Below are 14,375 nucleotides of genomic sequence, written 5' to 3' on the forward strand. Positions count from 1 at the left end.
CCGCTTGCCCATGTCTATTTCATCGCCTCGCCGTCCGTTGTTACGTTTGTTTCTAGCGGGCCTTTGCGCCTGCCTGCTGAGCCCGCTGGCGAGCGCCGATCCGGCCAAACGCCTGCGCATCGGCATCACCTTGCACCCTTATTACAGCTATGTGGCGAACATCGTTGGCGACAAGGCTGAGGTCGTGCCGCTGATTCCTGCGGGTTTCAATCCGCACGCCTACGAACCACGGGCCGAGGACATCAAACGTATCAGCGGTCTGGATGTGATCGTGCTCAACGGTGTCGGCCATGATGATTTCGCCGACCGCATGATCGCGGCCAGCGAAACGCCGAACGTCAACACCATCGAAGCCAACGAAAACGTGCCGCTGCTGGCCGCCACCGGGGTCGCCGCACGCGGTGCCGGCAAAGTCGTGAATCCGCATACGTTCCTGTCGATCAGCGCCTCTATCGCGCAGGTCAACAACATCGCCCGCGAGCTGGGCAAACTCGATCCGGACAACGCCAAGACCTACACCCAAAATGCCCGCGCCTACGGCAAACGTCTGCGGCAGATGCGTGCCGATGCGCTCGCCAAACTGACCCAGGCACCCAACGCCGAATTGCGCGTCGCCACTGTTCACGCCGCTTATGACTACCTGCTGCGCGAATTCGGCCTGGAAGTGACCGCGGTGGTTGAGCCGGCCCACGGTATTGAACCAAGCCCGAGCCAGTTGAAAAAGACCATCGACCAGTTGCGCGAACTGGACGTAAAAGTGATTTTCTCGGAAATGGACTTCCCGTCCACTTACGTCGACACCATTCAGCGTGAGTCAGGCGTGAAGCTGTACCCGCTGTCGCACATTTCTTACGGTGAATACGCGGCAGACAAGTACGAAAAGGAAATGACCGGCAACCTCAACACCGTGGTTCGGGCGATTCAGGAGTCCGGCGCATGACGATAAAAGAACCCCTTTCTGACGCATCCAGATCCGCTGTGAGAGCGAGCTTGCTCGCACAGGTTTCGGGGCCGACGCTGGATTTTGCCGAAGTCAGTCTGACGCTGGGGCGCACCACGATTCTCGACAACGTAACCTTTGAGGTGCAGCCCGGCAGCGTGCATGCACTGGTCGGTCCCAACGGGGGTGGCAAGAGCTCGCTGATCAAGACGTTGCTGGGGCAAATGCCGCATCAGGGGCAGTTGAGCCTGCAATGGCCCGGCATGCCCGGCACCATCGGCTACGTCCCGCAGGCGCTGGAATTTGATCGCGGTTTGCCGATGACAGTCGACGATTTCATGGCCGCCATGTGCCAGCGCCGGCCGGCGTTTCTCGGTTTGAGCAAGCGCTACGCCGGCGCCATCGGTGCGGCACTGGAGCGCGTCGGCATGCAGGACAAACGCAAACGCCGCATGGGCGCGCTGTCCGGCGGTGAACGTCAGCGAGTGCTCCTCGCGCAAGGGCTGATCCCGGCGCCGCAACTGCTGGTGCTCGACGAGCCCATGTCAGCTCTGGACGAAGCAGGGATTCAGGTGTTCGAACGCCTGCTCGGCGACTGGCGCGCAGCGGGCATCACCGTGCTGTGGATCGAACATGATCTGGACGCGGTCGGGCGTCTGGCCGACCGCGTCACCGGTCTCAACCGTCGCGTGCTGTTCGACGCCACACCGCAACAGGCATTGACTCCGGAACGCCTGCTGAGTTTGTTTTCGACCCATCCACGGAGCGTTGCCTGATGAGTTATGAAGCCTTTCGTCTGATGGTCCAGGGCTGGGCCTCCTCCGGTTACCTGCCCGAAGCGCTGGCCTATGGTTTTGTGGTCAATGCATTGCTTGCCGGTCTGTTGATCGGCCCGGTACTCGGTGGCCTCGGCACGCTGGTGGTGGTCAAGCGCTTCGCGTTTTTCTCGGAGGCGGTGGGCCATGCGGCGCTGACCGGTGTGGCCATCGGCATCCTGCTCGGCGAACCCTACACCGGACCTTACGGCAGCCTGTTCGGTTACTGCCTGCTGTTCGGCATCCTGCTCAATTACCTGCGCAACCGCACCGGCCTGGCACCAGACACCCTGATCGGCGTGTTCCTGTCAGTGTCGCTGGCACTGGGCGCGAGTCTGCTGCTGATTCTGGCGGGTAAGATCAACGTGCACATTCTGGAAAACGTGCTGTTCGGTTCGGTGTTGACCGTCAACGGCAACGATCTGGCAGTGCTGGCCATCGTCGGTTCGCTGGTCATGGCGCTGGCCCTGCCGCTTTACAACCGCATCATGCTCGCCAGTTTCAACCCGCAACTGGCCGCCGTGCGCGGCGTGGCCGTAAAGACTCTGGATTACCTGTTCGTGATTCTGGTGACACTGATCACCGTCGCGGCCGTGAAAGTCATCGGCGCAATTCTGGTGGGTGCCCTGCTGGTGATTCCTGCGGCGGCCGCGCGGTTACTCAGCCAGTCGCTGAAGGGCTTTTTCTGGTGCTCGGTATTGATTGCCACCATCAGCACTTTGTGCGGCATTCTCGCGCCGATCGTGTTCGATCTGCCGATTCCGTCCGGCGCCGCGATCATTCTGGTCGCTGGCATCGCCTTCGCCCTCGCCGCCATTGCGCGCGGTGTCGTCCCCAGTCTGAAAGGGAACCTTGGATAAATGGCTTTTTCATTGCGCAACCTGACGTTGGCCATGGCCCTGTGCGGCGTGGTCTCGCCCCCTCTGATGGCCGCCGAAAGCACCAAACCCCTGCGAGTGCTGACCTCACTGCCAATCACCTATGGCCTGAGCGAGGTGCTGCTCAAAGGCACCGACATCAGCCTGGAACGTGCGGCACCGGTCAACCTGCCGGGCAGTCGCCAAACCGCCTACTTCACCGGGCGCGGCGCGCCGGCGTTGAGCAAACTGGCAACCGGCGCCGATGCGGTGATCGGTGTGCGCTCGTTGTGGGCCGATGATCCGCTGTACCCGATCGCCCGCCGCAGCAACATCCGTATCGTTGAAGTCGATGCTGCCCGTCCGGTCGACGGCGCCCTGCCCGGCATCGCTGTGCAACCGGGGTCGAAGGTCGATGGTTTGAACAGTCAGCCATGGCTGGCGAGCAACAACATGGGACGCATGGCCGACGTGATGGCCGCCGATCTGGTGCGTTTGGCACCGACCGCCAAGCCGAAGATCGAGGCGAATCTGGCGGAGCTGAAACAGCGCTTGCTCAAGCTCAGCGCCGACAGCGAAGCGCGTCTGGCCAGTACCGATAATCTGAGTGTGATGAGCTTGAGTGATCACTTCGGGTATCTGATCAGCAGCCTGAACCTGGAACTGATCGCTCAGGATCCGCGCCCTGATGCTGACTGGACGCCGGAAGATCTGAAGCAACTGACGGCGACGCTAAAAGACAATGAGGTGGCGGTGGTATTGCACCATCGACAGCCGTCGGAGGCGGTAAAAGCGGCAATTGCTGAATCGGGCGGTCGGCTGTTGGTCTTGAGTACAGATGCGGCGGACCCGGTGGCTGAGCTGGAAGGCAATGTCGACGCCCTGATCAAGGGGCTGAGTGCAGTTACAGCGCATTAACGCTCTGCATGATCAAATCCCGGAAATGACAAAACCCGCTGACTGCATCCAGTCCAGCGGGTTTCTTTTTTTTGCCCGGCAGCTTATTGAGCGGCTGTCAGACCTTCCATCTTCTGACGCAGGCTCAGCGGACGCATGTCAGTCCAGACTTCCTCGATGTAGGCCAGGCATTCCTTCTTCAGGCCGCTCTTGCCCACGGTGCGCCAACCCTCTGGCACGGCCTTGTAATCCGGCCAGATCGAGTACTGCTCTTCGTGGTTGACCACGACCTGAAAGAGGATGTCCTCGCGGTCGAATACTGACGTCATGCTGATTCTCCATCGTTGTAAGGGTGGGCTGCTCGAAGGGTGCAGCCGGGTATGTAGAAAGAACGTTCGGCGTGGTGAGAAATTTAGAGTGCCGCGATGGCCGCGCCCAGAGCGCGACCGAAAATCTCGGCAACACGGTCGATCTCGGCAGCGGTGATCACCAACGGCGGCAGGAAACGCACCACCGCGCCATGACGGCCACCCAGTTCCAGAATCAAGCCACGCTTGAGGCATTCGCGCTGCACCAGTGGCGCCAGGCGCGCAAACGACGGTGGATGGCCGAGCGCATCCGGGGCGCCATTCGGATCGACCAACTCGACACCAAGCATCAAACCGCGACCACGAACATCGCCCAGTTGCGGGAAATCCCGTTGCAGGATGCGCAGGTGCTCACTCAAACGCTCGCCCATGGCGGCGGCGTGTTCGCAAACCTTGTGTTCGACCAGATACCGCATGACCGCAGAGCCTGCAGCCATCGCCATCTGATTGCCCCGGAACGTACCGGCGTGGGCGCCCGGTTGCCAGGTGTCGAGCCAGTCGCGATAGACCACCACCGCCAGCGGCAGACTGCCGCCGATGGCTTTGGACAGCACCACCACGTCCGGGGTGATGCCAGCGTGTTCAAAGGCGAACATTTTGCCGGTACGGGCGAAACCGCTCTGGATCTCATCGACAATCAGCGCCACGCCAGCCTTCTCGGTGATCCGGCGCAAACCGCGCAGCCATTCGATATCGGCGGGGATCACACCGCCCTCGCCCTGCACCGCCTCGACGATCACCGCCGCAGGCAATTGCACGCCCGCTTCAGGATCGTTCAGCAGGTTTTCCAGATAGCTCAGGTTTGCCTTCACCCCCGCCGCGCCACCGAGGCCAAACGGGCAACGGTAGTCATACGGGAACGGCATGAACTGCACGCCGCTGCTGAGCAAAGCCCCCAGCGGTTTTTTCGGCCCCAGGCTGCCCATCAGGCTCAATGCCCCCTGGCTCATGCCGTGATAACCGCCGGAGAACGACAGCACCGTGCTGCGCCCGGTGGCGGTGCGCACCAGTTTCAACGCCGCTTCCACCGCGTCAGTGCCGGTCGGGCCGCAGAACTGGATCTTCGCTTGCGACGCCAGCGCCGGGGGCAGCAGACCGAACAGATCCTGGACAAACTGATCCTTGACCGGGGTGGTCAGGTCCAGCGTATGCAGCGGCAATTCATCGGCCAGCACCTGCTGGATCGCCTCGATCACCACTGGATGGTTATGCCCCAGCGCCAGCGTGCCGGCACCGGCCAGGCAGTCGATGAACGTACGCCCCTCGACGTCTTCGACATACAAGCCCTTGGCGCGCTTGAGTGCCAGTGGAATGCGGCGTGGATAGCTGCGGGCATTGGATTCCTGCCGGGCCTGACGGGCCAGCAATGGCGATTCATTGAACTGATACAAGGTTTCCGCTGGCGCCGAGATGACCCGGGCCGACGACTCTTCGATAAGGCTGGTGGCGACTGACATCTCTCGACCCCTCAATTGGCTATGAATAGCGACCAAAACAGCACACCCGACAGTTACGCACTCCCGTCACGGGGCGCACTTGCAGGTTTTCCTGTTCTGGAAACGCTTAAGCGAGGTGAGGATTTAGGCCCTTGATCGACTCGTCATCCGGGCAACGGCAGCGGCTTGTACATGGGTAGGACCTGCAAGCCTTGGTGTGCCAGGGATGGTTCAGATTCGTGATACCCCAGATGACGATAAAAGGCTTCACCGGTGCGAGTGCTGTTGAGGTGGGCGTGAAGCGCCCCCCGAACCCGCAGCCAGCCTTCAAGATCACTCATCAACGCCCGCCCCACGCCACGGCGAAAGGATTGCGGCTGTACATAGCAGAACACAATGTCGCCGCTGACCCGGGCCATGCCGACACCGACCGGTTTGTCCGCAAGCAAAGCGACACTCAAGTAGAAGTGCGGATCGGCGAGCCGGGCACTGATGACGTCGGCGCAATGCTGCCGGGTCCAGCCACTGACAAGCGGCGGGTCATTGCGATGATCGAGCGCACAACCGAAACGGATCGAATGTTCGATGATACGGCTGATGATTCCGACGTCGGCCAGAATGGCCGGACGAATGCAGATGGGTGCTTCCATGGCGCAGTTCCCTCAATCCATTGAGTCAAAGCTGGGGTGACCTTAACCCCAAGCCAGCCGGATAGCGAACGCCGAGAAGTTACATTTGATGAGCCAAAACACTGATCCTTTGTGGGAGCGGGTTTGCTCGAGAAGGTGTTGTGTCAGTCGACATCAATATCAACTGATCAGACGCCTTCACGAGCAAGCCCGCACCCACAGGGATTCATGCTGGATTCAGGCCGGTTGTAACGGCATGGTCAGTTCAACCCGCAACCCGTCCGGGCGGCTGTCGAAATGCAGCGCGCAGTCGCAACGCTGGACGATTGCCTGAACAATCGCCAGACCCAGGCCGCAGCCCGTGCTCTGGCCGTTGCGCCAGAAGCGCTGGGTCAGATGCTGCAGATCGTTCTGCGCAATGCCGGGACCGTGGTCACGCACGACAAAGCGTACACGGTTGCCGATGGTTTCCAGGCTCACCTCGACCGCACAGTCCTCGGGCGTATGGCGCAGGGCGTTGTCGAGCAGATTGCGCAGCGCGGCAATCGACAGCACCGCTGGCATTTGCAATGGCGCTGCCGAGAGATTGGCCGGCAACTTCAATTCGATCCGCTGACGTTCACCACCCGTGGCGTCCTGAATGGCGAGTCTGGCCACTTGTTCGGCGCTGCATTGCGAGCCGTCATCAAACGAGAGACTGCCCTCAACCCGCGCCAGCAACAGCAACTGCTCAAGCGTGCGATGCAAGCGATCAGCGCCCTCCTCGGCCCGTGCCAGCGACTGATCGCGGGCACTGCCGTCGGTCATGCGTGCCACTTGCAGGTGCGTCTTGATCGCCGTCAGCGGGCTGCGCAGTTCGTGGGCCGCGTCTCCGGTCAGGCGACGTTCACGTTCGATGGTCTTGCCGATGCGCTGGAACAACTGATTCTGGGTGTCGAGCAAAGGCTTCAGTTCGCTGGGAAACGACTGCAACTGCAACGGCTCAAGCGAATCGGCATTACGCCGCATCAAGGCTTCGCGCAGACGGTTGAGCGGCGCCAGCCCTTGGCCGATCCCCAGCCACAGCAGGCACAGACATCCGAGTAACGCCACCCCCACCGGCACCGACGCCGCCAGCAGGATCGACATGTTCAGGGCTTCGCGCTCAATCTGCCGGTCCGCCGTGGTGATCCGCACGTCGCCCCGGGCGAGGGTGAAACTGCGCCACGGCGCGCCGTCGATCATCTGGTCGTGGAAGCCCATTTTCTCGGCCTCCAGCGCTTGTTCAGGATGGTTGTGACTGCGGGCAAGAATCTCCCCGCGCAGCGAACTGACCTGACAGGCCATGCCGCCGGGAATGTTCAGTTGCTCGGCACTGAAATGGGTGCCCTCGCCTTTGCTCGGCAAGGCTGGCAATTGCTCCAGCAGCCCGGCAACCATGCGCGCTGAAGCCACCAGACGCTGGTCGAGGGAAAACATCATCTGATTGCGCAGATCGCTGAGCATCCAGGCCGCTGCCAACGCCCAGATCAGCGCAAACGCAGCGCCGAGGGTCAGGCTCAGGCGCAATCGCAGGCTCATCACTTGTTCTGATCTCCACCATCGGCCGGCCCGAGGCGATAGCCCAGCCCTCGCACGGTTTCGACTATGCCTTTGCCGAGTTTGCTGCGCAGGTGGTGGATATGCACGTTCAGCGCGTTGCTTTCCAATTCATCATTGAAACCGTAGACGCTGTCTTTCAATTGTTCGGTGGAAAGCACTCGGCCCCGGTTGTGCAGGAGGGCTTGCAGCAGCGATTGTTCGCGTCGCGACAAATCCACCGGTTGCCCCGCCAGGGTGGTTTCACGGCTGCTCGGGTCGTAGGTCAGCGCACCGTGTTCGATCAGGTTGACGCTGCGCCCGGCCACTCGACGCAGCAAGGTTTGCAGACGCGCAAAAAGCTCACGCAGGTCAAACGGTTTGAGCAAGTAATCGTCAGCGCCGGCCTGCAAACCGTTGACGCGGTCGGTGACCGAATCGCGCGCAGTCAGAATCAGCACGGGAATCTCCAGGCCTTGTTGGCGTAGCTGCTGCAACAATTTGAGGCCATCTTCGTCGGGCAGGCCGAGATCAAGCACCATCACGTCAAACTCGGCGACCTTGAGTATCGCCCGCGCCTTGGACGCGGTGTTGACGTGCTCCACAGTCAAGCCCTGGGCAGTGAGACCGGCGACGATACCGCTGGCGATCAACTCATCGTCTTCACAAACCAGTACGTGCATGGCAACTCCCTGAGCAAAAAACGTGAGTGAAGCAAGCGAGGATTAAGCGGCAATTATGGCGATCCCCGATGGTGACGCAAAGCACAGTGAACAATCGAGTGGGCATGCGCCCTGTGATCGCCCACTCCAATAGTCAGATGTCGCGCAAGATCATTTCCATCCAGCGTTTCCAGAAATAAAAAACCACACCTTTTCACTACATACAAATAACGTTTCCAGATAGTTTGAACACGCTTCAAAAAACAACCCTAACTAAATGGACTTAAAACATGCCTCAATTAAAAAATTTCGTCGCCGTCGACTGGCGCTCTGGCCCTGACCGCATTTATTTTTTCTTTAAGGACACCGACACTTATTCTCGATTCGATATCGGCGATCGACAAGTGCCGGACGGTTATCCCGGCCCCACTGAAGGCAGTTGGGACAAGTTCGACCCGTACACCAAACACTTGCGCTTCGGCTTCACCACCACGTCACTGGGTTTTAACGCCGGTGGCGACGAAGATATCGCCTGGCTGTTCTTCTACAACGGCGACACACCGACAGTCTGCAAGTACAACCAGGATGAAGATAAAGTGTCGGGTATTTACAAACTGGCCGACACGCTCTGGAAGCCGATACTTCCTTACTTTGACAAGATCATTACCGGCACATGGGCAGAGATTACTGGCCATTCTTTCCTGTTCAGATTCATCCTCAATGACGGGCATTACCTGACGTTCGACTACAGAGCAAAAACACTGACCCGCAATGCTTTGGGCCAGCAGAGACTGGGCGCCCTTATTCCTTATAAAAACCGGATCATCACCGGCGCACAAAATGATCGAACTTTCGCTGACAGCTATTGGTATATCTTCCTGACCGGCAACCAATACCTTGTTTACAACATACAGACAGACCGGCTCGTCTCCGGCCCGCACAATATCAATGAAACCAATTGGCCGGGACTGCTGCGCGACTGAACCTGTGTGTGGCAGCCGCCGTACAAACAAACCTTAAAGCAGCAAACTTACCGCTTTTATATGAATGGAATCAGACATGCCTGAATTAAAAAATTTTGTCGCTGTGGACTGGCGCGCAGGAAAAGACCGGATTTATTTTTTCTTCAAAGACACCAATACCTACTCACGCTTCAACATCGGTGACAATGAAGTACCGGCGGGTTACCCCTCACCTGTCGAGGGCAGTTGGGATACTCTCAATGACGTAAAGAACCTGCGCTTCGGCTTCACAACAACCGGATTCCCTCGCAAGAGCGTATTGTTCGACGACCGCGATATTCTGTGGTTGTTCTCTTATCAGAATAAAACTCCAGTGGTGACGTGGTACAACCAGGATACCGATAAAGTCATGGGCCAACAGTACGTTGAACATTCAATGTGGCATCGCCTGCAACCTTATTTTGAGCGGATTGTCGGAGGTACCTGGTGGCCACGTCCCGCAAACGACAAATATTTCCGGTTTCTGTTAAGCGATGGCACCACCGTCAGCGCCAACCTGGAACGCGACACTATTTGTCACGACACGATCAACGAAAATAACTGGCCCGGCTTGTCGCGCTATAAACATCGAATTATTTCCGTTGCACAAAATGATCGAACGTCAGACAGTTCGGTGCTTTACATCTTCCTGACTAACCACGAGTACCTGAGATACGACATGAGCAAGTCACGAACGTACGGCCCAAAGTCGGTCAATGACGGTACGTGGCCAGGACTGTTGCGTGACTGACTGGCCAGGAGGCGTCACAGGGCGCGGTTAATCATCGGTTAATCGCGACCGCCCATTCTGCGCTTCACTTGCACAGGGACAAGGCTCCTACATGCGTCATTTCTTTCTACTGTTTGCGCTCTTGATCTCGGGCCTTGCCCAGGCCGGGAACAATCCATTTGAAACAAAACCCGAGTTTTTGCCGGTCGACAAAGCATTCGTCCTTACATCCGAGCGCCTGGAGTCCGGTGAGAACCAACTGTTCTGGCAGATCGCCGACGGTTATTACCTCTACCAGAAGCGCCTGAAATTCGACGGGCTGACCGCCGAACAACAACCGTTGCTGCCTGAAGGCGAATCCCACAGCGATGAGTTTTTCGGTGAACAACCGGTCTATCGTCAAGGGCTTGAGGTGAAGATCCCGGCGGCGGCTACCGGCCAGATCAAAGTCAGTTACCAAGGCTGTGCCGATGCCGGTTTGTGTTATCCACCGCAAACCCGGGTGATTGACCTGGGCGGTAAAGCGGCCGTGGCGACAGGCGCAGAAGCTCCGGATCAAGCCTTGGCCAGCAGCCTGCAACAACGGGCGCTGGGCTGGAGCCTGCTGGTGTTTTTCGGCCTCGGCCTGCTGTTGGCATTCACCCCCTGTACGCTGCCGATGCTGCCCATTCTGGCCGGGATGATTGTCGGCAGTGGTGCGACGCCACGCCGGGGTTTCGCGCTGGCCAGCAGTTATGTGATCTGCATGGCACTGGTGTATGCAGCGATGGGCGTGATTGCCGCACTGCTGGGGGCGAACCTGCAGGCCTGGTTGCAAAATCCGTGGTTGCTGGGCGCCTTCGCCGCCGTGTTTGTGGTGCTGGCATTGCCGATGTTTGGTTTCTTTGAATTGCAATTGCCGGTCGCGCTGCGGGACCGACTGGAACACGCTTCGCGCAGCCGCACCGGTGGCAGCCTGATTGGCGCAGGTGTACTCGGCGCGCTGTCCGGTTTGCTGGTCGGCCCATGCATGACCGCGCCACTGGCCGGTGCGCTGCTGTACATCGCGCAGAGCGGTAACGCACTGCATGGCGGTCTGATTCTGTTCTCGCTGGGGATCGGCATTGGCGTACCGCTGTTGCTGCTGGTGACAGTCGGCAATCGCTTCCTGCCAAAACCCGGTGACTGGATGAACCTGCTCAAAGGCGTATTCGGCTTCCTGTTCCTCGCCACCGCATTGTTGATGTTGCGCCCGGTGCTGGACCCGTCGTTGTGGCAGGGTTTGTGCGGTGCCCTGTTGTTGATCGCCGCTTATAGCGCCTGGAAGCAATCCGACGGTTATGGCCGGGTTGCCCAGATGTTCGGTGCCACGTCCTTGCTGCTCGGGTTGTGGGGCAGTTTGATGGTGATCGGCGCCGCTGGCGGCAGCGACGATCCGTACCAGCCGTTGCAGGTCTACAGCGCCGGCCGTGTCACCAACGCAGCAACGAGTGGCCATGACGCGTTCACCACTCTCAAGGATCCGGCGGCACTGCAACGCGAACTTGATACCGCCAAGGCCCAGGGCCAGTGGGTGCTGCTCGATTACTACGCCGACTGGTGCGTGTCGTGCAAAGTCATGGAAAAGCAGGTGTTCGGCAAGGACAAGGTGATGCAGGCACTGAGCGATGTGCGCCTGCTGCGACTGGATGTCACCGCTGACAACGCCGCCAGCCGTGAACTGCTCGCTCGCTTCAAAGTACCGGGGCCACCCAGCTTCGTGTGGATCGGCGCCGACGGCGAGGAACGTCGTAGCCAGCGCATTACCGGCGAAGTCGATGCCGATACGTTCCTGCAACGCTGGACCGCCACCAGGGACGCCAACTGATGCTGACCTTCACTCTCGGCACTTTTGCCATCGCGCTTAATCACCTGCTGCTGATCAGTGCATTGGCACTGGCGACCTTTGTTGGCTGGCGGGTGGCCAAACGTGGTGGTGATAACCCCGAGTCAGCGTTGTTCAGCCTGTTTCTGCTCGGCATACTCGCGGCTCGCGTCGCATTTGTCGCGATGTACTGGAGCCACTATCGCAATGATCCGTGGCAGATCATCGACCTGCGCGATGGTGGTTTCCTTGCCTGGCCTGGGGTGATCGTATTGCTGCTGGCTGCGCTGTATCGCGGCTGGCGTCGCCCGGGATCGCGTCGACCGCTGGGGTTCGGCGTCGCCAGCGGCGTGGCATTCTGGCTGCTGGCGACGCTGTCGTTGAATATCTACGAACAAGGTACCCGCTTGCCGGACATCTCCCTGCGCAACGCGGCCGGAGAGACCATCAAACTCAGCGACTATCAGGGCGGGCCACTGGTGATCAACCTGTGGGCGACCTGGTGCCCGCCCTGCCGGCGGGAGATGCCGGTACTGGAAAGTGCCCAACAGCAACGCCCCGATTTGACCTTTCTCTTCGTCAATCAGGCCGAAAGCATGCAGAGCGTGGCCACGTTTCTCGAAACACAGGGCCTGAGCCTGAGCAACGTGTTGTTCGACCGTGGCGGCCGCCTGGGTCAGGCCGTGGGTTCCATGGCATTACCGACTACCCTGTTCTATAGCCCTGACGGCCGGCTGTTGGCCAGTCATCTGGGCGAGCTGTCCAACGCCAGCCTGGCCCGCGCCCTGGAAAACTTCGACGTCCCGAACCGAGCCACTGGCCCGGCCACCTCTGCAAGGAAACTGCCATGCACCGCCTCCGCCACCTGCTGACGCTGACCCTGGGCACTGCCCTGCTGCACCTGCCGTCCGTTCAGGCCGCTGAAGAGTTACCGGCCGCGATCAAAAAGATCGAAGCCAAAGGCGCAAAAATCGTCGGCCAGTTCGACGCCCCGGACGGCTTGCGCGGTTATGCCGCGCAATACCAGAACCGTGGCATGGCGCTGTACCTGACCCCGGACGGTCAACACGTTTTGCTGGGTAACCTGTACGACGCCGACGGCAAGGACCTGAGCAGTGAACCGCTGCAAAAACTGGTCTACGCGCCGATGGCCAAGGAAGTCTGGGCCAAGTTTGAAGCGAGCAACTGGATTCAGGACGGCAACAAGGATGCACCCCGCACGGTGTACCTGTTCAGCGACCCGAACTGCCCGTATTGCAACATGTTCTGGGAACAGGCACGGCCGTGGGTCAACTCCGGCAAGGTGCAATTACGGCACATCATGGTCGGGATCATTCGCGAAGACAGCCCGGGTAAATCTGCTGCGCTGCTGGCCGCCAAGGATCCGGCAAAGGCACTGCAAGACCACGAAAAGGCAGGCAAGGGCAGTTCGCTCAAGGCGTTGAAAGACATCCCGGCGGCGGTGCAGACCAAACTGGCGGCAAACATGCAGTTGATGGAAGACCTGGACCTGCAAGCCACGCCGGCGATTTTCTATATGGACGACAAGGGCGAACTGCAACAGCAACAAGGCGCGCCGACGCCGGACAAGTTGGCGAAGATTCTTGGGCCTAAGTAACACTGGACATTGTTGAGGCTACTGCCCCTTCGCAAACGAGCCCGCTCCCACATTGGAATGCCATCCTTCTGTGGGCGCGGGCTCGCTCGCGAAGAGCGATGACGCGGTCTAACCGTTGCGCTCACTCAGGAAGTTAAACAGCACCTCAGTCACAAACGCCGGATTCTCCAGATTGGAGATATGCCCCGCCTCCGGCACCAGTACCCAAGGGCAACCGATCAGCTCTGCCATTTCCTGCGCTTCCGACGGTGGTCGTGGTTTGTCCTGATCGCCGCACAGCACCAGTGTGGTGGCTGCATTCAGCTCACTCAGACGCGGCAGGAGGTCATCACGACCAAAGGTGATGCGCCCCATCGGCACGATGCTTTCGCGTAGCCGGTCAGAGGTGTAAGCCGCGAGTTTTGCGCGAAAATCCTGATACAACGCCGACTGCGGATCAATGCCCGGCCGGAAGAAGATCGGCACGACGATGTCGAGCAACTGTTCCGAGATTTCCCCGGTTTCTTCGATCTGTTTAAACAGCGAGAAGTAGTACTGACGGGTGGGCTCGGGTTCGACGCCGACGTAAGTGTCCATCAGCACCAACCCCTTGAGCCGCTGCGGTGCCGACAGCGCCAGACGCACGCCCCACATGCCACCCACCGACAGCCCGACCAGCGTGACCTTGTCGATGTCCAGATGATCAAGCAACGCCTGCGCCTGACGGGCGATGTCATCTAGCGATTGAGTGCCATCGGGCAGACGTCCGGACTCGCCGTGCCCCCATAGATCCAGCGCAATCACTCGATAGTGCGGCGATAACGCGGCGATCTGCGGCGCCCACATAGCCTGGTCCCACAAATAACTGCCGGCCAGCAACACGGCCGGGCCTGTGCCTTGATCAATGTAATGAAGTGCTTGTCCGTCCACCTTGAAAAAGGGCATCGATTCACCTGCGCGGTAAAAAAGTGAACCGGCAGACTGAGCTGCCGGTTCGGGGTCGTCAACCTTGAAAATGTACTCGAATGTGGCGGTTGAAGTGT

15 protein-coding genes are annotated in these 14,375 nt (G+C 59.6%); 9 read left to right on the forward strand and 6 right to left on the reverse strand.

What is annotated here, in order from left to right; all coding sequences use genetic code 11:
• Positions 1–10 precede the first annotated feature (10 nt).
• Genes K5E40_RS00085 through K5E40_RS00100 form a run of 4 tightly spaced genes read left to right on the forward strand, consistent with a single transcriptional unit; the run spans position 11 to position 3,530 of the window.
• Positions 11–940 (forward strand): metal ABC transporter substrate-binding protein, encoded by a 930-nt coding sequence (locus K5E40_RS00085; RefSeq protein WP_221729139.1) that lies wholly within the window; start codon positions 11–13, stop codon positions 938–940.
• Positions 937–1,716: a metal ABC transporter ATP-binding protein gene (locus K5E40_RS00090; RefSeq protein ID WP_260455448.1), complete on the forward strand. Its 780-nt coding sequence runs from the start codon at positions 937–939 to the stop codon at positions 1,714–1,716. Before K5E40_RS00085 ends, K5E40_RS00090 begins: the two co-directional genes overlap by 4 nt.
• A complete protein-coding gene (locus K5E40_RS00095; protein ID WP_221729140.1) occupies positions 1,716–2,615 on the forward strand; it encodes a metal ABC transporter permease in 900 nt (299 codons plus the stop codon). Before K5E40_RS00090 ends, K5E40_RS00095 begins: the two co-directional genes overlap by 1 nt.
• Positions 2,616–3,530, forward strand: a complete 915-nt coding sequence (locus K5E40_RS00100) for a metal ABC transporter solute-binding protein, Zn/Mn family (protein ID WP_221729141.1) — start codon at positions 2,616–2,618, stop codon at positions 3,528–3,530. It abuts the gene before it with no gap.
• Between the two features lie 83 nt (positions 3,531–3,613).
• Here the strand turns inward: K5E40_RS00100 and K5E40_RS00105 are convergent, their stop codons facing one another.
• The 5 genes from K5E40_RS00105 to K5E40_RS00125 all read right to left on the reverse strand — a co-directional run bounded on the left by K5E40_RS00105 (position 3,614) and on the right by K5E40_RS00125 (position 8,182).
• Positions 3,614–3,838: an MbtH family protein gene (locus K5E40_RS00105; RefSeq protein WP_221729142.1), complete on the reverse strand. Its 225-nt coding sequence runs from the start codon at positions 3,836–3,838 to the stop codon at positions 3,614–3,616.
• An 83-nt stretch (positions 3,839–3,921) separates the two neighbouring features.
• On the reverse strand, positions 3,922–5,334 hold the full coding sequence (locus tag K5E40_RS00110; protein WP_221729143.1) for an aspartate aminotransferase family protein: 1,413 nt from the start codon (positions 5,332–5,334) through the stop codon (positions 3,922–3,924).
• A 143-nt stretch (positions 5,335–5,477) separates the two neighbouring features.
• A complete protein-coding gene (locus tag K5E40_RS00115) occupies positions 5,478–5,963 on the reverse strand; it encodes a GNAT family N-acetyltransferase (RefSeq protein WP_221729144.1) in 486 nt (161 codons plus the stop codon).
• A gap of 216 nt (positions 5,964–6,179) precedes the next feature.
• Positions 6,180–7,502 carry an ATP-binding protein gene (locus K5E40_RS00120; protein WP_221729145.1) on the reverse strand — a complete coding sequence of 441 codons (1,323 nt, stop codon included), beginning with the start codon at positions 7,500–7,502 and terminating at the stop codon, positions 6,180–6,182.
• A complete protein-coding gene (locus tag K5E40_RS00125) occupies positions 7,502–8,182 on the reverse strand; it encodes a response regulator (RefSeq protein ID WP_221729146.1) in 681 nt (226 codons plus the stop codon). Before K5E40_RS00125 ends, K5E40_RS00120 begins: the two co-directional genes overlap by 1 nt.
• A 269-nt stretch (positions 8,183–8,451) precedes the next feature.
• On the opposite strand from K5E40_RS00125, the gene K5E40_RS00130 reads away from it, so the two are divergent.
• The 5 genes from K5E40_RS00130 (at position 8,452) to dsbG (ending at position 13,353) form a co-directional block, all read left to right on the forward strand.
• Complete coding sequence (locus K5E40_RS00130) at positions 8,452–9,144, forward strand: hypothetical protein (protein ID WP_221729147.1); 693 nt, start codon at positions 8,452–8,454, stop codon at positions 9,142–9,144.
• 76 nt (positions 9,145–9,220) lie between these two features.
• Positions 9,221–9,913 carry a hypothetical protein gene (locus K5E40_RS00135; RefSeq protein WP_221729148.1) on the forward strand — a complete coding sequence of 231 codons (693 nt, stop codon included), beginning with the start codon at positions 9,221–9,223 and terminating at the stop codon, positions 9,911–9,913.
• Positions 9,914–10,004: 91 nt separating this feature from the next.
• On the forward strand, positions 10,005–11,738 hold the full coding sequence (dsbD, locus tag K5E40_RS00140) for a protein-disulfide reductase DsbD (RefSeq protein ID WP_221729149.1): 1,734 nt from the start codon (positions 10,005–10,007) through the stop codon (positions 11,736–11,738).
• Positions 11,738–12,607: a TlpA disulfide reductase family protein gene (locus K5E40_RS00145; protein WP_221729150.1), complete on the forward strand. Its 870-nt coding sequence runs from the start codon at positions 11,738–11,740 to the stop codon at positions 12,605–12,607. The genes dsbD and K5E40_RS00145 overlap by 1 nt, the downstream gene beginning before the upstream one ends.
• Positions 12,583–13,353 (forward strand): thiol:disulfide interchange protein DsbG, encoded by a 771-nt coding sequence (dsbG, locus tag K5E40_RS00150; protein WP_221729151.1) that lies wholly within the window; start codon positions 12,583–12,585, stop codon positions 13,351–13,353. Before K5E40_RS00145 ends, dsbG begins: the two co-directional genes overlap by 25 nt.
• A gap of 108 nt (positions 13,354–13,461) precedes the next feature.
• Here dsbG and K5E40_RS00155 read toward each other — a convergent pair whose 3' ends face one another.
• A complete protein-coding gene (locus tag K5E40_RS00155; RefSeq protein WP_221729152.1) occupies positions 13,462–14,277 on the reverse strand; it encodes an alpha/beta fold hydrolase in 816 nt (271 codons plus the stop codon).
• Between the last annotated feature and the right edge of the window lie 98 nt (positions 14,278–14,375).

The organism is Pseudomonas baetica (genome assembly GCF_019733355.1).
GTDB lineage: Bacteria > Pseudomonadota > Gammaproteobacteria > Pseudomonadales > Pseudomonadaceae > Aquipseudomonas > Aquipseudomonas baetica_A.

Excerpts from the sequence above, each read along its gene's own strand:
- K5E40_RS00115 (WP_221729144.1), bottom strand. The coding sequence starts at position 5,963 with ATGGAAGCACCCATCTGCATTCGTCCGGCCATTCTGGCCGACGTCGGA.
- K5E40_RS00120 (WP_221729145.1), bottom strand. The coding sequence starts at position 7,502 with ATGAGCCTGCGATTGCGCCTGAGCCTGACCCTCGGCGCTGCGTTTGCG.
- K5E40_RS00105 (WP_221729142.1), bottom strand. The coding sequence starts at position 3,838 with ATGACGTCAGTATTCGACCGCGAGGACATCCTCTTTCAGGTCGTGGTC.
- K5E40_RS00125 (WP_221729146.1), bottom strand. The coding sequence starts at position 8,182 with ATGCACGTACTGGTTTGTGAAGACGATGAGTTGATCGCCAGCGGTATC.
- K5E40_RS00130 (WP_221729147.1), top strand. The coding sequence starts at position 8,452 with ATGCCTCAATTAAAAAATTTCGTCGCCGTCGACTGGCGCTCTGGCCCT.
- K5E40_RS00095 (WP_221729140.1), top strand. The coding sequence starts at position 1,716 with ATGAGTTATGAAGCCTTTCGTCTGATGGTCCAGGGCTGGGCCTCCTCC.
- dsbG (WP_221729151.1), top strand. The coding sequence starts at position 12,583 with ATGCACCGCCTCCGCCACCTGCTGACGCTGACCCTGGGCACTGCCCTG.
- dsbD (WP_221729149.1), top strand. The coding sequence starts at position 10,005 with ATGCGTCATTTCTTTCTACTGTTTGCGCTCTTGATCTCGGGCCTTGCC.
- K5E40_RS00145 (WP_221729150.1), top strand. The coding sequence starts at position 11,738 with ATGCTGACCTTCACTCTCGGCACTTTTGCCATCGCGCTTAATCACCTG.
- K5E40_RS00090 (WP_260455448.1), top strand. The coding sequence starts at position 937 with ATGACGATAAAAGAACCCCTTTCTGACGCATCCAGATCCGCTGTGAGA.
- K5E40_RS00085 (WP_221729139.1), top strand. The coding sequence starts at position 11 with ATGTCTATTTCATCGCCTCGCCGTCCGTTGTTACGTTTGTTTCTAGCG.
- K5E40_RS00135 (WP_221729148.1), top strand. The coding sequence starts at position 9,221 with ATGCCTGAATTAAAAAATTTTGTCGCTGTGGACTGGCGCGCAGGAAAA.
- K5E40_RS00100 (WP_221729141.1), top strand. The coding sequence starts at position 2,616 with ATGGCTTTTTCATTGCGCAACCTGACGTTGGCCATGGCCCTGTGCGGC.
- K5E40_RS00155 (WP_221729152.1), bottom strand. The coding sequence starts at position 14,277 with ATGCCCTTTTTCAAGGTGGACGGACAAGCACTTCATTACATTGATCAA.
- K5E40_RS00110 (WP_221729143.1), bottom strand. The coding sequence starts at position 5,334 with ATGTCAGTCGCCACCAGCCTTATCGAAGAGTCGTCGGCCCGGGTCATC.